Origin of the sequence: Segatella copri, assembly GCF_003465495.1 — a bacterium.
GTDB classification, from domain to species: domain Bacteria; phylum Bacteroidota; class Bacteroidia; order Bacteroidales; family Bacteroidaceae; genus Prevotella; species Prevotella copri_G.
On the sequence record NZ_QSAV01000019.1, the window covers coordinates 21,304 to 40,615 of the forward strand.

The 19,312-nt window shown below is 45.4% G+C and carries 16 protein-coding genes and 1 pseudogene; 6 read left to right on the forward strand and 11 right to left on the reverse strand.

Going from position 1 to position 19,312, the window contains the following annotated elements; all coding sequences use genetic code 11:
* The first annotated feature begins 65 nt into the window (after positions 1-65).
* From DWV53_RS07170 to DWV53_RS07185, 4 genes are all read left to right on the forward strand, one after another.
* Positions 66-359: a hypothetical protein gene (locus DWV53_RS07170; RefSeq protein ID WP_022120986.1), complete on the forward strand. Its 294-nt coding sequence runs from the start codon at positions 66-68 to the stop codon at positions 357-359.
* Positions 360-370: 11 nt separating this feature from the next.
* Positions 371-670, forward strand: a complete 300-nt coding sequence (locus DWV53_RS07175) for a cell division protein ZapA (RefSeq protein WP_022120985.1) — start codon at positions 371-373, stop codon at positions 668-670.
* 28 nt (positions 671-698) lie between these two features.
* Positions 699-2,234: a ribonuclease Y gene (rny, locus tag DWV53_RS07180; RefSeq protein WP_117586134.1), complete on the forward strand. Its 1,536-nt coding sequence runs from the start codon at positions 699-701 to the stop codon at positions 2,232-2,234.
* Between the two features lie 117 nt (positions 2,235-2,351).
* A complete protein-coding gene (locus tag DWV53_RS07185) occupies positions 2,352-3,050 on the forward strand; it encodes a tRNA 2-thiocytidine biosynthesis TtcA family protein (RefSeq protein WP_118152637.1) in 699 nt (232 codons plus the stop codon).
* Positions 3,051-3,373: 323 nt separating this feature from the next.
* Here DWV53_RS07185 and DWV53_RS15720 read toward each other — a convergent pair whose 3' ends face one another.
* The 3 genes and pseudogenes from DWV53_RS15720 to DWV53_RS07200 form a co-directional block, all read right to left on the reverse strand.
* Positions 3,374-3,538: a hypothetical protein gene (locus tag DWV53_RS15720; RefSeq protein ID WP_181992440.1), complete on the reverse strand. Its 165-nt coding sequence runs from the start codon at positions 3,536-3,538 to the stop codon at positions 3,374-3,376.
* 10 nt (positions 3,539-3,548) lie between these two features.
* Positions 3,549-3,692 (reverse strand): annotated as a pseudogene (locus DWV53_RS07195) (PD-(D/E)XK nuclease family transposase); the annotation flags it as partial.
* A gap of 348 nt (positions 3,693-4,040) precedes the next feature.
* On the reverse strand, positions 4,041-4,709 hold the full coding sequence (locus tag DWV53_RS07200) for a Crp/Fnr family transcriptional regulator (protein WP_118152641.1): 669 nt from the start codon (positions 4,707-4,709) through the stop codon (positions 4,041-4,043).
* Between the two features lie 211 nt (positions 4,710-4,920).
* Here DWV53_RS07200 and DWV53_RS07205 point away from each other — a divergent pair, with 211 nt between their 5' ends.
* Positions 4,921-5,865: a PD-(D/E)XK nuclease family transposase gene (locus tag DWV53_RS07205; protein WP_118152643.1), complete on the forward strand. Its 945-nt coding sequence runs from the start codon at positions 4,921-4,923 to the stop codon at positions 5,863-5,865.
* Between the two features lie 119 nt (positions 5,866-5,984).
* Here the strand turns inward: DWV53_RS07205 and hcp are convergent, their stop codons facing one another.
* From hcp to DWV53_RS07230, 5 genes are all read right to left on the reverse strand, one after another.
* Positions 5,985-7,628, reverse strand: a complete 1,644-nt coding sequence (gene hcp, locus DWV53_RS07210; protein ID WP_118152645.1) for a hydroxylamine reductase — start codon at positions 7,626-7,628, stop codon at positions 5,985-5,987.
* A gap of 296 nt (positions 7,629-7,924) precedes the next feature.
* Entirely contained in the window at positions 7,925-10,189 is a 2,265-nt protein-coding gene (ccsA, locus tag DWV53_RS07215) for a cytochrome c biogenesis protein CcsA (protein WP_118152647.1), read from the reverse strand.
* Positions 10,190-10,350: 161 nt separating this feature from the next.
* Entirely contained in the window at positions 10,351-12,096 is a 1,746-nt protein-coding gene (locus DWV53_RS07220; protein WP_259318936.1) for a di-heme oxidoredictase family protein, read from the reverse strand.
* Between the two features lie 129 nt (positions 12,097-12,225).
* A complete protein-coding gene (locus tag DWV53_RS07225; RefSeq protein ID WP_118152651.1) occupies positions 12,226-13,482 on the reverse strand; it encodes an imelysin family protein in 1,257 nt (418 codons plus the stop codon).
* A gap of 72 nt (positions 13,483-13,554) precedes the next feature.
* Positions 13,555-14,856, reverse strand: coding sequence for a hypothetical protein (locus tag DWV53_RS07230; protein ID WP_118152653.1), 1,302 nt, complete (start codon positions 14,854-14,856; stop codon positions 13,555-13,557).
* A 362-nt stretch (positions 14,857-15,218) separates the two neighbouring features.
* Here DWV53_RS07230 and DWV53_RS07235 point away from each other — a divergent pair, with 362 nt between their 5' ends.
* A complete protein-coding gene (locus DWV53_RS07235) occupies positions 15,219-16,175 on the forward strand; it encodes a LuxR C-terminal-related transcriptional regulator (protein WP_118152655.1) in 957 nt (318 codons plus the stop codon).
* Between the two features lie 132 nt (positions 16,176-16,307).
* On the opposite strand, the gene DWV53_RS07240 is transcribed toward DWV53_RS07235, so the two are convergent.
* Genes DWV53_RS07240 through DWV53_RS07250 form a run of 3 tightly spaced genes read right to left on the reverse strand, consistent with a single transcriptional unit; the run spans position 16,308 to position 19,298 of the window.
* The gene (locus DWV53_RS07240; RefSeq protein WP_118152657.1) at positions 16,308-16,937 is read right to left on the reverse strand and encodes a response regulator transcription factor; all 630 of its coding nucleotides are present in this window, start codon (positions 16,935-16,937) and stop codon (positions 16,308-16,310) included.
* Positions 16,938-16,991: 54 nt separating this feature from the next.
* Positions 16,992-18,257, reverse strand: a complete 1,266-nt coding sequence (gene cls, locus DWV53_RS07245; RefSeq protein WP_118152659.1) for a cardiolipin synthase — start codon at positions 18,255-18,257, stop codon at positions 16,992-16,994.
* Positions 18,258-18,317: 60 nt separating this feature from the next.
* Complete coding sequence (locus tag DWV53_RS07250; protein WP_022120878.1) at positions 18,318-19,298, reverse strand: KpsF/GutQ family sugar-phosphate isomerase; 981 nt, start codon at positions 19,296-19,298, stop codon at positions 18,318-18,320.
* Positions 19,299-19,312: the final 14 nt, after the last annotated feature.

Here is a 19,312-nt window from a genome sequence, read left to right on the forward strand (position 1 = left end):
AAAACTAGCAGAATATTTGTTTTATTCAAATAATTCTCTTAAATTTGTAGCCAAAAATAATAGTCATGAGTGCAAATGAGAAAACAATTAATACGTTTGCCACAAGAGTAAGGCAGATGATTCTCAAGTTTGACGAGGTCAAGCAGGAGAATGCTGAACTCTATGCGATGGTGGATGAGCGCGATGCCAAAATCAAGGCATTGGAGGAAAAGTTGGCTCAAGCGCAGAGTGATTACGACAGCTTGAAGATGGCGAAGATGATGACGATTTCTGACAATGATATGGAAGCTACTCAGAAGCGCATCGCCAAGCTCATAAGAGATGTCAATAAGTGTATCACACTATTGGGTGAAAAGTAAAAATCGGAACGATGGCAGAACAAGAACAAGATAAATTACTCATACGATTACACGTCTATGATACAGATCTTTCGGTAAGAATACCTAGGGAAGACGAGGAGTATTATCGTAAATCAGCTAAGCTGATAGATGATATTGTAAACTCATATACCAAGATTTTCAAAGGCAGAAAGAGCGATAAGGAAATCCTGTATATGGCGCTCATTGATGTGGCATTGAGATATGAGAAGGAATCGGATCGGAATGATACGAAACCTTATGATGATATTCTTGAGAAGCTTACCTCCGAGATTGAAGACGCTTTGAAATAAGAATATTAATAAACATATATATAATATAATGATAGTAACTATTATAGCAGCCTTGGTGGCGCTTGTTATCGGCGGTGCTGCTGGGTATTTCATTTTCCGTTATGTCATTAAGGGAAAATATAATGAAATGATAGAAGCTGCCAACAAAGAGGCAGAAGTAGTAAAAGAGAAGAAGCTTTTGGAAGTGAAGGAGAAATTCCTCAACAAGAAGGCGGAACTCGAAAAAGAAGTGCAGCAGCGTAATTCTCGCATCCAGCAGAATGAGAATAAGCTGAAACAGCGCGAGATTTCTCTCAATCAGCGTCAGGAAGACCTCGGTCGACGCAAGATGGAGATTGATCAGTATCAGCAGCGTGTTGACAACGAGAAGAAACTCTTGTCTGTCAAGCAGCAGGAACTTGATAAGATGCAGAAACAGGAGCAGGCTAAACTGGAAGAACTTTCTGGTCTGAGTGCTGAAGAGGCTAAGCAGAGATTGATTGAGAGTCTGAAAGATCAGGCTAAACTCGATGCTGCAAGCTATGTGAACGAAATTATGGATGATGCCAAACTCAATGCTAACCAGCAGGCTAAGAAGATTGTGATTCAGACAATCCAGCGTGTTGCTACTGAAACAGCTATTGAGAACTCTGTTAGCGTTTTCCATATTGATAATGATGAGGTGAAGGGACGTATTATCGGTCGTGAAGGCCGTAACATCCGTGCCTTGGAAGCTGCAACTGGTGTAGAAATCGTAGTGGATGATACTCCAGAGGCAATTGTTATCTCAGCCTTCGACCCTGTTCGTCGTGAGGTTTGCCGTCTGGCTCTCCATCAGTTGGTTGCTGACGGCCGTATCCACCCAGCCCGTATTGAGGAGGTGGTAGCCAAGGTGAAGAAGCAGTTGGATAATGAAATTATCGAAACTGGTAAGCGTACAGCTATCGACCTCGGTATTCATGGTCTGCACCCAGAGTTGATTCGTATCATCGGTAAGATGAAGTACCGTTCTTCTTATGGTCAGAACCTCTTGCAGCATGCCCGTGAAACAGCTAATCTCTGTGCGGTTATGGCTTCTGAATTGGGATTGAATCCTAAGAAGGCTAAGCGTGCCGGTCTCTTGCACGATATTGGTAAGGTGCCTGATGAGGAGAGCGAATTGCCACACGCATTGTATGGTGCCAAGATTGCTGAGAAGTATAAGGAAAAACCTGATATCTGCAATGCCATCGGTGCTCACCATGATGAGATGGAGATGAACACATTGTTGGCGCCTATCGTACAGGTTTGTGATGCTATCTCTGGTGCCCGTCCTGGTGCCCGTCGTGAGATTGTAGAGGCTTATATCAAGCGTTTGAATGATCTCGAAGCTATCGCAATGAGTTATCCTGGTGTAACCAAGACTTACGCTATCCAGGCGGGTCGTGAGCTCCGTGTCATCGTTGGTGCGGATAAGATGAACGATGAAGAGAGTATCAAGCTTTCTGATGAAATCGCAACCAAGATTCAGAATGAGATGACTTATCCTGGTCAGGTTAAGATTACTGTAATTCGTGAAACCCGAAGCGTAGCTTACGCTAAGTAAGATAGAATTATATTTGAAGTTTAAATTGTCGTTTCTCTTCTGCAAGGTAGAGAGATGTATCTTGATAAAGCCGTACTCTGTTTATAGGGTGCGGCTTTTCTTTTCCCTTTTCAGAATATGATGAAAGCAGAACAGAAAGTATTAAAGCGATTCAATAAAGGATGTGTCGATTACCGGCTTTTGGAAGATGGTGACCATATTCTTATAGCCTTGAGTGGTGGAAAGGATTCCCTGGAACTGGTCCGTTTGCTGGCTCAGCGTGCCCGTATCTATAAACCTCATATCGAAGTGGAGGCGGCTCATATCATCATGGATAACATTCCTTACGAGACCGACCGCTCTTATCTGCAGGATTTCTGTGCAGAGAATGGCATCAAGCTCCATATCCTTCATAGTTCGTTTGATGAATCCACCGATCCCCGTAAGACCCGTTGCTTCCTCTGTGCCTGGAACCGACGTAAGACGCTCTTCGAGTTTGCGGTAAATAATGGTTTTAACAAGATAGCCTTGGGCCATCATATGGATGATATCCTCGTTACCCTGCTGATGAATATCACCTTTGAGGGTTCTCATTCCACCATGCAGCCCAGTCTTCCTTTAAAACATTATCCGCTCACCATTATCCGCCCCCTTTGTCTGGTGCATGAGGCGGATATCCGTAAGGTGGCAGAAGAGTCGCATTTCACTAAGCAGAAGGCGTTGTGTCCTTACGAAGAGACTACCCGCCGTTCGGATATGCAAGCCGTCTTCCAGCAGTTGGAGCAGTTGAACCCCGAAGCCCGCTACAGTCTTTGGCGCTCCGTTTTTATGGTATAAAATATAGTAGAAAAAGCAATAAAAAACGAAAGTAGTTTCATGGGCGCATGAAACTACTTTCGTTAGTCAATGTAATAGGCTTCATTTGCCATCGAAGCCTATTGTATTTGTTCCTGGGGTAGATCTAGTAAATGGCAGTTACTAATTTTGGGGAGCTGCCCAGAAACGTGAAGCATCTGTTGTCTGTACTGAATGGTCGGGAAGTTCAAAATCTTTGAATCCAGAAGGAACAAGCACGATATGGCGATTATTGTTTCGATAAGCACGATTCCCAGAATGCTCCAGCCAACCAACTTGATTTTTTTCTTTTTTTATTCTATTAGTTATTTCATTTTTTCTATCTGTTCCTGGGTTAGACCGGAATACTTCTTGATTAGATTGATGTCAACACCATCGGCAAGCATGTTCTTAGCAATTTCCAAGGCTTTCTCATTCTTACCTTCTTGCTTCGCCGTATCAATAGAGTTTTTGATATCACGATATGTCATCTTACTTGCCTCCTACGTGCTCTGGATTCAGATATGACACGTCCTTCACAACCTGTCGGCCATTAAACAAGCTGTTGAGGAAGCAAATCAGTAAATTCTTGTTCATTGCCGTTCCAAATATTCGCTTGAAACCGAAGTCGGTCAGCAAGCTGATGTATGTTTCTTATACCTGTTTCATACGTCATTCTTTTTAAATCTTATGCAAAGATTTTGCCAGCGAGTGCAATGAAAGCTTGCTTTCAAATTGCCGAGTGCCGCAAATCTTATGCAAAGATACGCTGAATATTTGTAACCTCCAAATTTTAAGGCAGTTTTTTCTCATAATCGTCTTGTTTCACATATATATTAAGGTAATTTCGTAGCGTTGGATATGCCCTTTCCTCCGTTAGGCGTTCCGGCGGATTTACAATCCGCCGCTAATAAATGTCCTAACCTCTTTATGCTCTGGGGATATGTTATCCCCAGCAACCAGGATGTAGTCTGCAATGTTCATTCTTGCTTCTTATTTCATTTCATCCGAGTTGAGTATGGTGATGGTCTTGCCCTCAATCCTGATGGCACCCTTCTCCTCGAATTCGGAGAGGCAGCGGAGGAGCGAGAACTTCTGGATACCGAAGATATCCGCCATTTCCTGGCGGCTGACATCCAGTCGGATGGTTCTGCTCTGCTGTTCGGTAGCCATCTTGATGAGGTATTGCGCCACCTTCTCCTTGACGGAGAAAAGGGAGAGCATGCGCATTTTCTGCGAAAGGAAGATATCTATCCTTGACAGGTGCTGGATAAAGTTCCAGCGTATGCGTTCGTCGGTATCTATCAGCAGTTTCAGTTCCGAAGGCCTCATGCGCAGGAGGGTAGTCTTCTTGCTTGTCTCCACGCTTACGGGCATCTCGTTATGATGTGCGAAGATATAGGCAGGGGCTATCAGCATCGATTCTCCCAGCCGCTCTATTTGGGCCTGCTTGCCCGACAATCCCGACATGCGGGCTATCATCTCCCCCTCGACAATGATGTCGGCATATCTGCAGGGCATTCCTGCCAGCACATAGGTTTCCCTGGCAGCAAGCTCCACCATCCTGTAGCTTACCATCGACAGTGCCTCTCTGATTTCCTCTGGAGTAAACCCCTCAAACACTGTGCATTTCTGCAAGGTAACGAATATTGATTCTTTCATACTTTTAAGTTTTATATTCAATAACGCATTTTCCCCCGATTTATTGTTTGCTCCATTTAGAATCTTGAAGGCAGAATCTCCGCACGCCCTATAAGAGTGGAATCTTACTAGCTAAAGTTCTGGTAATAAGCAAGAAAAATACGAAAAAACTTTGGTGTCTTAAAATAAAGTCGTAACTTTGCAGCTGAATATTAATAAATGGAGGAAGAATATGGCAAATTATATCAGATTTGACTGGGCGATGAAGCGCCTGCTTCGCAACAAGGCAAACTATGCCGTGCTGGAAGGCTTTATGTGTTCGCTGCTGAACGAGAAATTCAAGATCAACCGATTCCTGGATAGTGAGAGCAATCAGCAGACCGAGAATGATAAATTCAACAGAGTGGATATCCTGGCAGAAAATGAGAAGGGAGAATTCATCATCTTCGAGATACAGAATACCCGTGAACATACCTATTTCCACCGTATGCTCTATGGAGTTTCCAAGGTCATCACAGACAATATCAGTCTGGGCGATGATTACGACAAAGTGCGCAAGGTATATTCCATCAATATCGTGTATTTCACATTGGGACAGGCTAAGGATTATGTATATCATGGCAAGACGATGTTCCAGGGACTGCATCAGCCGAATGATGTCCTGAAACTCTCCAACCGACAGAGTGAACTCTTCTTCGGTGATGAAATCCCTCAGGGGCGCAAGACTAATCGCGAAGCCGGAGACATATTCCCGGAGTATTATCTGCTCTGCGTGAACAACTTTGATAAGTTGGCGGTGAACAATCTGGATGAATGGATCGAGTTTCTCAAGACCGGCGAGATCAGCGAGGCAGCCCAGGCCCCAGGTTTGGCAGATGCCCGCAAATGCCTGGATATAGATAAGTTGACCGTAGCGGAAAAGAATGATTATGTCCGTCACATGGAGAATCTGCGCTATCAGCGCAGCGTTATCAAGACGGGTTATGATGATGGCTGGCAGAAAGGTCTTGCCGATGGTAGAGAAGAAGGTCGAGAAGAAGGTCGAGAAGAAGGTCGTGCCGAAGGAGCCAAAGATGAGAAGAAGGCCACAGCCTGTCGTCTTCTTGCAATGGGCTTGTCTGCCGAGCAAGTGGCAGCAGCAACCCAGTTGTCATTAGATGAAATAAAGAAATTATAGCTGCTTTTAGCAATAGATAAAGGGAGATTTCGCCAAGAAATCTCCCTTTATTGTTGTATGCTCGGCATGGACGTTGTCTAACGGCTGCAAATTCTCCCTTAACTCTGTAGCTGCAGTTCTTATCCTATATATTTTTTGATGTCCTCTTCTACCGTTCCGTTTCCGGCAATGCCAAAGGTATCTACCAGAACCTTCAGTACGGTTGGTGAACAGAAGGCTGGGAGCGTAGGACCCAGATGGATGTTCTTTATGCCCAGATGCAGCAGGGCAAGAAGTACGATGACTGCCTTCTGCTCGTACCAGGCAATATTGAAGAAGATAGGAAGTTCGTTGATGTCGCTGGCTCCAAAGATCTCCTTCAGCTTCAATGCCACAACCGCCCAGGAATAGGAGTCGTTGCACTGACCGGCATCCAGCACACGAGGAATGCCGTTGATATCGCCCAGATTGAGCTTGTTGTACTTGAACTTGGCACAGCCGCTGGTGAGTATCACTACATCCTGAGGCAGCGCCTTGGCAAACTCCTCGTAGTAGTTGCGACTCTTCATTCTGCCATCGCAGCCACTCATCACCACAAACTTGCGGATGGCTCCGCTCTTCACAGCCTCTACTATCTTGTCTGCCAGGGCAAAGACCTGGGCATGCGCAAAACCGCCGATGATCTCGCCTGTCTCTATCTCCCTAGGTGGCTGGCAGGTCTTGGCAAGCGCAATCACCTCGGAGAAGTCCTTGTGGCCGTCGGCACCCGCCTGGATATGCTTCCAGCCAGGGAAACCGGTAGAGTTGGTGGTGAAGACGCGGTTCCTGTAGCCTGCCGATGGCGATGGCGGTACGATGCAGTTGGTGGTGAAGACTACAGGACCGTTGAAGCTCTCGAATTCCTCCTTCTGTTTCCACCACGCATTGCCGTAGTTGCCCACCAGATGCTTGTACTTCTTGAGCTGCGGATAGTAGTGGGCAGGAAGCATCTCGCCATGGGTATAGACGTCGATGCCCGTGCCTTCGGTCTGGATGAGGAGATCTTCGATATCCTTCAGGTCGTGACCGGAGATGAGGATGCCCGGATTGCTGCCTGTGCCGATGTTCACCCGGGTGAGTTCCGGATTACCGTATGCCTGGGTGTTGGCCTTGTCGAGGAGTGCCATCACATCCACGCCGTACTTTCCTGTTTCGAGCACCACGCCCAGCAGCGTGTTCATATCAGCATCAGGGTTGCTGATGGTGGCGAGAGCACGGCAGATAAAGCTTATAATCTCGCTGTTCTCTTCTCCCAGATGGGCTGCGTGCTCGTAGTATGCTGCCATACCCTTCAGACCGAGCATGGTGAGTTCCTTGAGAGAGCGGATATCTGGATTCTCGTGGCGGAGCACGGATTCACGGGCGCCCTCTGCCTCATAGTCTGTCTTCTCGCCACCCCAGGTTACCTCCTGATAGGCAGGTAGGTGGATATTCATGCTTGCCGCCTTTTCCAGCAGCTGTTTCTTCAGTACGATGCCCTTATCTACCTTTTGCAGGATATCCTGGTCGTTGAAGTTGGCGTTGGTAATGGTGGTGAAGAGTGCATCCGTGAGGAAACGGGTTACCTCTGGTGTCGGCTCTTCGTCTATGCTATGCTGTATGGTTCCTATGCCACGAACCACGCTGAGCAGCAGATCCTGCCACTTGGAAGTTGTAGCCTCCTTACCGCAAACACCCTTGATGGTACAGCCTGTACCCTTAGCTGTTTCCTGACACTGGAAACAGAACATCTTGTTTTCTGCCATATTGCTATAAATTAATGAGTTATTTTAATGTTTTCTTCCAGGCGGCAATCTGCCATTCCTGGTTTCCGGCTGCAAAATTACGGCTTTAAAAATAATCCTACGGTAACAATTGTGACCGTAGGATATTAAAAAAACATAAAAAGAGTGTGGGGGAATGGATTTCTCCCTTCTTGAAGAGCATGATGATTAGATTGATGTCAACACCATCATATATTTATCCTTAAGGGAAAATAAAATTAGCTTTAAGGGAAAATAAATTTTGCCTTAAGACTAAATATATTCTGGCTTCTGACGGGCTATGCATAAGAGTGCATGCCCGTGAGGAAATAGTTCACACCGAAGTAGGTCATGGCGATACTCAGGAAGGCTAGGGTGATGTAGATGTGATACACCAGCGGCTTGCGGAAGACCGGCAGACTCTGCGTATGTACCACCACAGCATAAATCATAAAGGTGATGAGTGCCCATGTTTCCTTGCTATCCCAACTCCAGTAATTACCCCAGCTCACGTTAGCCCAGATAGCTCCGATGAAGATGCCGAACCCCATCGTGGTGAGGGCAGGGTAGAGGAAGAGACGGCTTAAATCCCGCAGTTCGTCGCCATGAGAGCGCATGCAGATGCCCATGATGCCGCAGATGAAAGTCAAGGATAGCAGTGCATAGCTCATCATGATGATGCTGACATGGATGCTGAGTAACGGACTGTTCAATACCGGCATCATCTGTCCGATAGCAGGATCCATCTGGTTGATATGGCTTACAAGAAGGAAGAATCCTGAAATCAGGAAGCCGAATACCATCACGATGCGGATGCGCAACTGCATCAGAATACTGATAAGCATCACGAACCAGGCTACAGTCAGCATACTTTCATATCCGTTAGACATAGGTATGTTGCCGCTGATAATCCATCTCAATGCCAATCCGAAGGTTAATGCAAGGAAGGATACGCCAAGCAAGATAGGCAAAGCGATGTTCAATGCCTTGATTTCTCTCTTCTTCGTCATGCGATAGATGGTGTAGAAGAGGGCAATGAAGCCCAATGTGAGGTTTGCCATGAAGAGAATGGTGGCAAAAGGAAAGGCATTATTGATGCGTTCTGCCTTATACTGTGTAGCTGTTGGCAGCGAATTACCGCTACTAACCTCCTGATATTTCTTCATCTTGACGAAGAACTCGTTTACACGGCGCGTATTGCCTGCCTTTACATCACCATTCAGCAGAGAGAATACATTCTTGATATAGAGCGCATGCTGGTGCTCCACGGCCTGTGGCAACTTATCTACAGGTGAAAACCACGTGGTAGTGCCAGCCTTGATGAATGAATGATCCTTGGTAGCCTTCACATTCTTGGTGAAGGTGTAAGGAAGAACTTTCAATGAGATACCTTCTCGCAACTCCATGATGATTTGTATCTTGCCATCGATATCGGCGGCTTGCTGATGGAACTTGTCCTGCTGCCCATTGTAGTATTCCTGAACATACTGTCCGATGGTATAGCCACCCATTTCACGATTGAAGAAAGTATTGAGCGAAGCATAGTCAGGCAGATTCATCGCTGTTTTCATTTCTCCGCTCTTGATCTTGATGAAAGGCTCGTTTGCCCAAGTATTTCCATAGAATACCCAACCAGAGAGTACCTGTTCTGCAGTCAATCCCAGATAGCTCCTGGCTCCATATATCTTCTTGCAGAAATCGAGGGCAAAGGTCTGTACCGGACAGATGCGGTCGTTGTAGAGAATATGAAGCTCGCCAAACTTCTCTGCAGTTTCCTTTGGCAATACAGCATTTTGGAGATTGCCTGTTGCAGATTCTGCATGCAGTGTCTGTATATTGCCCATGCTGAGGATGAGTGCTGTTATCAAGGCTCCCTTCTTGAGCAAAGGACTCTTCAGTAGTTTGCGATAACCGCCCTTAGGGTCGAAGAGCATCCATACGAGGGAGATGAAGAGCAGTGCATAGCCAGTATAGGTGACTGGTATGCCGTATGGATCGGCATTGATAGCGAGCACGCTTCCCTTGCCGTCTTCATCGTAAGATGACTGATAAAGACGGTAAGACTGGTGGGAATATATGTTGTTCATCGAAACTTCGCCTTCGCTCTTATCATCTCCGTCTATTACGGTGAATTTTGAAGAATAGTCAGCCACGGCGTTGGTTCCATCGTGCATCTTCGCTTCAAACTTCTGCAGGCAGAGCGAGAAAGGGAGTTTCTCTTCCTGCATACCCTGCTCTTCATCCTGAGCCATATAAGTATCTGTAGGCTGACCGATGCGCAGATGAATCATGCCCCGTTTAGCTGATATATGTGTGAGCAATGCCCCGGCAAGGATGATGATGAAGGAGAGATGGAGTGCCAATGTAGAAGCGCACTTCACTTTTCTTTTTATGATGTAGAAAGCACCGAGGGCAGCAAGTACTGCCCAGATAAGAATGAACCACCATGCCCCATAGTAGTGGGCATGGGCATAATCCGTGCCCTGGCTTTTCTCCACGATGGTGGCGGCTGCCATGCATACGAGCACAAGGATGTAAAGAATGAATATAATCTTTTTAACCATACTTAGTTAGAATCTTGATAGAATTTCCGCTGCAAAATTACGATATTATTCGGAGACGAGCAAGATTTTATATGTATATTTAGAGGTTCTGATAAAAAAAGCTGCCAAATGCTTTTGATAGCCTGGCAGCTTTTCTTATTTTTGTTTCTTCATATAAAGACTTAGATAGCATTGATGAATGCCACTACAGCATCACGCTCTTCCTTGGTTGCATTGTAGAAGTTGAGTGCTGGTTTGTATGCATCGCTGCGCTTATCATAGCAGTGCCACATGATAGCCTCTACTACGTTGCGGGCACGACAGTCGTGCAAACGGTCGCTGCTACCAGTTAGCATGCTTGACAAGCCACGACCCCAAAGTGGAGTAGTGCGGCACCATCCTGTACGGATGTCGTTAGCCATGAACAGACGGTGCTGTACCAAGTCGGTGTATGGATAAATAGTCTGGTTTGGATACTTTGGTAACATAGTGTTAGGATCCTGACCTATGCTCTTGGCGTAAGCCTTGATAGCATTATCTACCCAATAGTTGTCAGCACCTGTTTTCCATGATGGCTTGTGGCAATGAGTGCATCCCCACTGAGTGAAGAGCTTCTTACCTTCCTGAACCTGTGCGTTGTCGAGGTTACGGGCAGCAGGAACAGCTAGACCACGGTGCCATACCATGAAGTCATAGTAATCCTTGTTGTTCATCTCTTCCTCGCCATTGTAAGGAGCACCCTTGAGGAGGTACTTCTCAAAGGCATTTTCTTTGCCATCTTTAGGTGCTTTGTTACAGCTCAGAATCTCGTTTACTCTCTCCTTGATACCTTCGTCAGTTCCATCTGCATAGTATGGGTGGAGTACAGAAGACTTGTCAGCACCATGCTTCTTGATATAGCTAATTACTTCTGGGTCTTCGCTCTGATACTTTGCCCAGGCTGGAGTGGTATAGAGGTAATGACGATCGGAACGTGTTACGTTGGTAATGTTCCAGATGGCGTTAGCACCTGGACCATCCTGCAGGGAGGCACGGGTCATGGCATAGGTAAACTTCTTCACCTTCTTGGTTCCATCTGCCAAAGTGTACCAGGCACTTGAAGCCCAATCGTTAGCAGTCTTGTCCCACATGGCAGGGTTCAGCTTTACCCCGTATTTCGCCTCATCCTGATAAACCTTCTTCATATCATCCTGGTCGATGGCATCAAGCAAGCCTGTACCATAGATACCGATGGTTGATTCCAAACGTACTTCATAGTTGTCTGGCTTAGGATTGGTATTGAATGCAGACTGAGGGATAGTAACCTCTGGATACTGCAAAGCAAAAGCCTCGCCATCCTTAGGGAACTTCATAGCCAAACCGCTAGGCATGGTTGTAACCTCATTCCACTGAATGTTGATTTGCTTCTCGTCGATAGGAGCAGAGAATGGAGTCATTGCCTTGGTCTGTGGCATACCTGTAACCTCAGATATGTAGCTGTTTGCTGCGTAAGGCTTTCCGTCAGCGGTAGTACCTGCTGTAGGGTGATAAACTACGAGCAGATAGCCGTTACCAAACTGGTCTGCCTGATACTGGTTCTGGAATTTACCATGACCATAGTTAGGATGGCAGTGAATACAGCTGCTGCGAACCCAAGCTGGGCCAAGACCCTTACGTGGAGCCTCTGTGATGGTGTAAAGGTGCTCGAAGAAATCCTCACCTTTGTTGAAACTGTTTGACAATCCCTGGTTGGTGGTAGCTGGAGTTTCTGCCGAATAGCTCATGCCTTCGTCTGTACCAAGTTCACCACCTGGATACCATTCTGAGGCCTCAAAAACATCGTTTGCCTTACCAAACTGAGAGTCACCATTTAACTTGTCATTGTTTACAACACTGTTATCGTCAGAGCAGGATGCCAATGGCAATACGAGCAAGCCGAGCAATAACATTTTGCTAATTCTTTGATAAACCATAATGTTATTCTGTTTTATAATGTTTTATATTCTTGTTTTACGCAGAATAGCATCTCACCAAAAAGCGTATGGTGAGATGCTTCCTGTATGTTTGTTTACCCAAGATTATTTTGGGTTTACTTCGTCAAATTTCTTGCCCCAAACGGTACTTACATACTTAACGAATGGGTAAGGCATACCACCAATCTTGCTGATAGCATTAGCGATAGCTGTCTCTACACGCTGACCTTCTGCAGATGCATTATCCTTGAAGAACTGATGGAAGCTATACTTAGCATTTGAGCTTGTACCATTAGTTCCACCATACCACAAGTTCTCGATAGAACGGATGTTGTTCTGGAAGTCGGTGATAGAGTTGTAGCTATATGGAGACTCTACGTAGCTGATATCACCATTCTGGAATGGGTTGGCAATCTTGGCTGTACCTACCTCGTTAGAGATAGCAAAGCAAGAACCTTCCTCCATAGAGAGAAGCTGCTGGACGGCTCTCTTCAAAGAAGGGAACTTACTAACAGAAATGTTACCTGCATTCTTCATGTTGGCAGCGTATGACTGACCCTTGTCTGTCTGGTACTCAAGACCTGCTGCCTTTACTGCTGCGAGGCGAGATGCGTTAGGATTCTCAGACCATGCTACCTCCAGCTCATATACGCGGTTTACCAAGTCCTCGATAACTGCCTCGGCATACTTCAATTCCTCAGAACCCTTTACATCTGTAAAGCCATTGTATGTATCGTTACCCTTGAACTCTGCAACCTTACGTGGCTGTCCATCACGGAAGAGGATAAACTCAAGTGCATGGAAACCAAGGATAGAAGCATCCTCAATCGCAGCATCACTAAACTTACCTGTAGCAAAGTAGCTGTGGAGGAGTGTACGGTTCAATGGCCATGAGTCGATGTGTGGGTCAATATCGAAGTCTGATGCTGCACCACCGAGGAAAGCCTCGCTCTTCTCCCACAATGCACGTGCGTCCTTGAAAGCTGCGCAGGCATTGTTGATGTTCTCCTGAGTCAGGTTGTTGGTATCTACACTCTTAGGAAGAGCTGTATGCAACTTCTCTACAGCGTCACCCAATGACTTGTAGGTTGGCTGGATGGTATTATCTACAGCATTAGCACATACATTCTTCAGGTATGTTTCCTGATCTGCGCTCAAATTTGCGTTGTCTACTTTGCTGTAGGCTGCACGGAGGGCATTGCAAAGTTCTTCGCAGGCATCCATGGCATCCTGACCATACTCCTTGTTTGTAAAGTCATTGTTTTTCTCTACAGGATCATCATCGCTGCTGCATGATGTGAAACCTAATGGCAACATGAAAGCTGCCATGAGCATTACTGCACTTTTAAAAACCTTTTTCATTTTTTATATAAATATTTTGTTACTGATATGTTTGTTTCAATCACTTTATATTAAGTTCTTCTGTGAGAATCTTTAGAGAAACCATCCTTCATAAGCCACACCGATGTTGATGGCTGGCTCATTGTTGTACTGGCTCTTCAGGAAGCGATGTGAATATTCTGCCTTTACTACAATCTGTTTCACAGGATAGTAATTGATACCAAATGCCATACGCTGTACGTTTGTGTAGTCGTATGATGTATTTTTGGTCTTGGAAGCGTATGGATTATAGTGCTCATAACGGCCAAAGAGATACAGTTTCTGGTTGTCCTGACGGAGTTTCTCAATTTGTGAGAAGATATTATATCCTGCCTCGATACCATAGGCAAAAGCATTCTTGCTGACGAATGCTGAGTGGTGGAACGGAGAGAGACCATTCAGACGGTTGGTGAAGTACTTCAGCTGTTTTGCATCACTCAGGTAACCATAGTCTGCCTGACCGCGTACAATCCAGTTATAATTATTGTATGTGAAGTCGATGGCTCCGATAGCTACCACACCTTTGTACTTAGATTCTGCTCCATCCTTGTTGTTTGGATAAGAGTTGCCGATGGCATGACCATAGTATCCGCTCAGACCGATGCGTAAGCCCTTGATGCAGTAGTTGTCGATACGGAGGGCTGTACCATATTTTGTTGCAATTTCACCTTCGGTAGGAGTGCCTGGTCCCTTTTTGATCCAACCTGTATTGGTAAAGTTGTCTGAGTTCAGGCCTGCCAGGAATTGCAATTCATATCTCCAACCCTTGGTACGTCCCCAAAAACTGACACCTGTCTGATGCCAGGTGCTTGGAAGAATCGTATTCTCACCTTCAGGACGATAAACAGTGAAGAAATTCAATGGCTCATGGTAAGCGTTGTTCAAACCTACAGGCACTACAATGTGACCAGCCTTGATGTTAGCCCAATGACCGAATGACTTCTGAATCCAGAACTGTTCGAGTTCGACTTCACCGCCTTTTTCAACTTCCTGTTCCCATTCGCCACCTTCTTCGTCTTCTTTCTCATAGGCCATTCCTACGCCACCATGCTCAAACTCAATCTCGGTACCCATAGTCCAACCCTTTCCGAAGTCGTAACCCAGGTAAATTACTGCATGAGGAATGTCGAAACGACCATGGCTAGGGTCATTCTTGTGCTCGTCAGCCAAACTGTAACGGCTTACGTGGTCGCTATAGAAGTTGCGGCTCATGGCAACCTCGCCATAACCACCCACGCTGAGGCGCTTGCCGTTTACATGCTGCATCACGCTGTCAGCAGCCACAGTTTGTGCACTTGCCGTTGCCAAACCGGCAACGAGGGCAGCTGACATCAATCCAATTCTTAAATTGTTCATCTTTAATATTTTGAAATTATTGTTATCGTACTATCCTTAGTATAATAAAGAAAAGAGCGCGGATGTCTGCTTGTGGTCTCGATACTTTAGAGGCCTAGTATCTCCTTAAAGCCATGAGGCATGATAAGGAATTACGCAGCTCTGCCGCTCGGGAGTGGCAATCATCACCGCGCTCTTTCTCGATTTCGGGTGCAAAGTTACAGAGTTTTAAAATATCTTGCAATACCTAAAAATCGGTAAACTGTCGCATCCCCATTTTTAGGTATTGCGAGTTTCGAAACTTTTTTGTATATTTGCAACCGAAATAGAAACATTATGAATGTTCTTGATACAAGGATGTTTTCATTTAAGGATAAAGAAAGATGAAAAATCAGAAGATGTATGAAGCTGATGACAAGATGATCAGCATCATTAGAGACAATTATAACATTTTACAGAGCCTCGGCAGCTTCGGTATCAACCTGGGCTTTGGTGATAAAACTGTGTGCGAAGTTTGCGAAGAACAGCAGGTGGATACCTATACTTTCCTGTCCGTGGTTAACTTGACGATTAATGGTTACAAGGAGTATGACGATGCTGACCGCCTGTCGCTGCCGACCCTATTGCATTATCTCAAAGCATCGCATGCCTATTACATAGATTTCCAGTTGCCGTTTATCCGTAAGGAACTGGTTGAAGCGCTGGATGAAAAGGATAATCTGGCGCGCCTTATCCTCAAGCTTTATGATGACTATGCCCATAGCATCACCAATCACATGAAGTATGAGGAAAGAATGGTATTCCCTTATGTTCAGGCACTTATAGATGGTAATGCCAATGCAAACTTTGATATAGAAACCTTCTCGAAGCACCATGCTCAGGTAGATTTGAAGTTAAAGGAACTCAAGAGTATCATTATCAAGTATTTGCCTTCTGATGGCTTGCATAATAATCAGCTCAGCGCCACTCTTTATGATATATATAATAATGAGGAATGGCTGAAACATCATTCTGAGGTTGAGGAAGAAATCTTTATTCCGGCAGTAAGAAATGCAGAGCGTAAACTGAAGCAGAACGATGTGAGTGCCAAGATTTCGAGCATGATTAATCAGACTCCGATGAGCGATGAACAGTTGAGCGACCGTGAGAAAGATGTGATTGTTGCTTTGGTTCAGGGAATGACCAACAAGGAGATTGCTGACCACCTGTTTATCTCTATCAATACGGTCATTACGCACCGCAGAAATATCGCCCGAAAGCTTCAGATTCACTCTCCTGCAGGTCTTACAATTTATGCCATCGTGAACAATCTGGTTGATATTTCTACTGTAAAGCTGTAGTTTATCTGTGGAATATCAGTTTAAATAATGTTATTTTTCCTAAAATGATAGCGCCTTCCTCTCACATGAGGTGAAGGCGCTATCATTATATTTAGGTATGTGATGATTCTGCATCACTATTTATGGTGAAGGTTAGATCATATTGATGTCAACAAAACCATGCATCACAGCATAAATGGTGAGTGAAGACACACTTTTTAATCCCAGTTTTTCCTGTATATTCTTGCGATGGGTAATCACAGTAGTCAGTCCGATACAGAGTTGGTCGGCTATCTCTTTGTTGATTTTCCCTTGTGCTACCAGAGATAATACCTCTATTTCTCTATCCGACAGAACTTTTTCCTGAGTGACAGGGGGCATGGCAGGGATATGTTCGCCATGAGGATGACCGGAATGCTGCAGGTTGAGAAGCTCTTTTATCAGGTATCCTTCTGGTATATTGACGCAGAGACAATGAAATTCTGCAAGTTGCGAATTGGGATCGTTGCTGGGTGTCAGAACGATCACGTGGCGGTTCCTGTTGCCCTGTGTGAAGAAGTAACGGTGTTCCAGTACAATGTGCATAGATACAAAGCTATGAACAAAGTGGTCTGGATTGTTTGCCTCGTACTGACGGAACGAACCGAAGGTCGAGATTTTCATCATGGGCATCACCGACTCAAGCAGTTGTCTGAGTCCCATTGCGGCGAGTGTATTGCTCTCTACTATTGCCATTTCCAGCATCTGTTTGCCAGCCATGGCTTTCATCATTTCTTCATTCATCTCTGTTTATTTTATTTCTGCTAGTGAAAGTTGGGTTATACTTATATCTTGTTTTTACAAGAATGGAGTGAGTACCTTTGCGGCAAACCATCCTTTGAATCTTTGCCAGCCCGTACGCCACTCTCTCCAGTTCTTCTCATTGAGTAAGAAACTGTCTTTCTTTTCTCCATCAAAAAGCTGTACCAGTTGTTGGGTAGTGCAAGAATCCACAATCACTGCATTCTCTTCATAGTCCCAGCGCAGGCTTCGGGCATTGAGATTGGCACTGCCCACGGTACAGAACTTGCCGTCTACCATGATAATCTTGGTATGGTGGAAACCCCGTGTGTACATCCAAACATTGCATCCTGCCTTCATCAGTTTGTGGGCATTATAGAAACCACAGTCAGGAGTCAGAGGAATGTCGCTCTTGGTAGAGAGCATGATTTCTACCTTTACTCCTCTTTTCACAGCATTCTTCAATGCCTTTTTGAGCTTATGACTCAAGGTGAAGTAGGGGCTGATAATCTTGATGCTGTCCTGTGCATCATTGATGGCATTCACATAGAAATATCGGATGATATCCTTTGTAATATGCGGTTCGCGGTTGATGATGCCGACCATCTTTCTGTAGGCTGTAGCTGTCGTATCCGGCTTGAGATTCTCTACCAGATAATCCTTCTTCTTATATCTCCAGAACTCAGTGCTGTGCACATTCTGTCCGCTCACCTTATTCCACATTTTGAGGAATATCTTCTGCAGGGTATTCACCTCGCTTCCGTCGATGCGGCAGTGCATATCGTGCCATTCTCCTACAACCTTCGTACCTTTTATATAATAGTCGGCAACGTTCATACCGCCTGTGTAGGCAATCTGTCCGTCAATGATTACGATTTTACGGTGATCACGGTTGAAGATTGCATGTACCCATGGAAACTTCAGGGGCTTGTATTCATAAATCTCTATGCCGTTGGCACGGATTTTCTTGAGATGTCTCTTTCGCAGAGGCTTATTGTTGGAAGAGTTTCCGAAACCATCATATAAGGCTCTCACCTTCACACCCTCCTTGACTTTCTGAGCTAGCAGGTCGAAGAGAAGGGAGGCGATGCTGTCGTTGCGAAAGTTGAAGTATTCCAGGTGTACACTATGTTTAGCCTGTCGGATTGCCTGGAACATATCATCAAACTTTTCCTGACCGTTCATCAGTAGGGTTACTGAATTATCGTGAGAAAAACTCACACCTTTCCCACGAAGCTGATTTACGATCAGTGAATCGCTAGTCTGTGCGCTGCACAGCGAACAAGACAGCCATAATGTTGCTATTAATAAAAAATATCTCATCTTATCTATAACCGTGTTATCAATAAATCCGTGTAATCTGTGTTATCCGTGCCTAAAAAATTATACCATGCAGGCATAGTGATCTACGATACCTTTCAGATGATTATCCTTGTCTACAACCAGTACCGTATGCACCTTATACTTGTGCATGATGCGCTGAATCTCCGAAATCTTCGTCTTCGGAGTCACCATTTTCGGAGTGGTGGTCATGATGTCGCTTACAGTCTTGTTGAAGAATTCAGCCTGCCATTTCTCCATGGCGCGTCGGATATCACCATCGGTAATAAGTCCGATAACGTGGTTGTCTTCATCCAATGAGATACCCAATCCCAGTTTGCCCTTGCTTACGTGGATGATAGCCTCGCCCAGGTGCATTTCCTTAGGAATGATAGGCATATCATCGCTGCGCATCACATCTTCTGCTGTGGTCAGCAGTCGTTTGCCTAATTCTCCACCAGGATGGAACTGTGCAAAGTCACGAGGCTTGAAGTGGCGTACCTGCATCAGGGCGATAGCCAGTGCATCACCCATAGCCAATGCTGCAGTAGTACTGCTGGTAGGGGCGAGGTTCAGCGGACAAGCCTCCTTCTTTACCTTTACGGTGATATGATGGTTGGAGTATTTTGCCAGCAGGGAATCTGGATTTCCGGTGATGGAAATGATAGGAACATTCATGTGGAGTACCATCGGGATGAAACGAAGCAGTTCATCGGTCTGACCGCTGTTACTCAGTGCCAGAACCACATCCTTGTCGGTCATCACACCTAAGTCGCCGTGATAGACATCCAGTGGATTGATGTAGAAGGCTGGTGTGCCTGTAGAGGCAAGTGTAGCGGCAATCTTGGCACCTACGTGTCCACTCTTGCCCACTCCTGTAACGATAATCTTGCCTTGGCAATGATACATCATGTCTACAGCTTTCTCAAAGTTGTCGTCCAGATAAGGTATCTGGTCGAGGATGGCCTGCGCCTCGTCTCTAAGAGCCTGTTCGCCATAACCGCGAACAATCTTATCATCTATATTGTTATTTTTATCGGTCATTTCTAAATCATTTG

Bases quoted from the DNA above. Each gene is read 5' to 3' on its own strand.
- DWV53_RS07170 (WP_022120986.1), top strand. From the start codon at position 66: ATGAGTGCAAATGAGAAAACAATTAATACGTTTGCCACAAGAGTAAGG.
- DWV53_RS07175 (WP_022120985.1), top strand. From the start codon at position 371: ATGGCAGAACAAGAACAAGATAAATTACTCATACGATTACACGTCTAT.
- rny (WP_117586134.1), top strand. From the start codon at position 699: ATGATAGTAACTATTATAGCAGCCTTGGTGGCGCTTGTTATCGGCGGT.
- DWV53_RS07185 (WP_118152637.1), top strand. From the start codon at position 2,352: ATGATGAAAGCAGAACAGAAAGTATTAAAGCGATTCAATAAAGGATGT.
- DWV53_RS15720 (WP_181992440.1), bottom strand. From the start codon at position 3,538: ATGACATATCGTGATATCAAAAACTCTATTGATACGGCGAAGCAAGAA.
- DWV53_RS07200 (WP_118152641.1), bottom strand. From the start codon at position 4,709: ATGAAAGAATCAATATTCGTTACCTTGCAGAAATGCACAGTGTTTGAG.
- DWV53_RS07205 (WP_118152643.1), top strand. From the start codon at position 4,921: ATGGCAAATTATATCAGATTTGACTGGGCGATGAAGCGCCTGCTTCGC.
- hcp (WP_118152645.1), bottom strand. From the start codon at position 7,628: ATGGCAGAAAACAAGATGTTCTGTTTCCAGTGTCAGGAAACAGCTAAG.
- ccsA (WP_118152647.1), bottom strand. From the start codon at position 10,189: ATGGTTAAAAAGATTATATTCATTCTTTACATCCTTGTGCTCGTATGC.
- DWV53_RS07220 (WP_259318936.1), bottom strand. From the start codon at position 12,096: ATGTTATTGCTCGGCTTGCTCGTATTGCCATTGGCATCCTGCTCTGAC.
- DWV53_RS07225 (WP_118152651.1), bottom strand. From the start codon at position 13,482: ATGAAAAAGGTTTTTAAAAGTGCAGTAATGCTCATGGCAGCTTTCATG.
- DWV53_RS07230 (WP_118152653.1), bottom strand. From the start codon at position 14,856: ATGAACAATTTAAGAATTGGATTGATGTCAGCTGCCCTCGTTGCCGGT.
- DWV53_RS07235 (WP_118152655.1), top strand. From the start codon at position 15,219: ATGAAAAATCAGAAGATGTATGAAGCTGATGACAAGATGATCAGCATC.
- DWV53_RS07240 (WP_118152657.1), bottom strand. From the start codon at position 16,937: ATGAATGAAGAAATGATGAAAGCCATGGCTGGCAAACAGATGCTGGAA.
- cls (WP_118152659.1), bottom strand. From the start codon at position 18,257: ATGAGATATTTTTTATTAATAGCAACATTATGGCTGTCTTGTTCGCTG.
- DWV53_RS07250 (WP_022120878.1), bottom strand. From the start codon at position 19,298: ATGACCGATAAAAATAACAATATAGATGATAAGATTGTTCGCGGTTAT.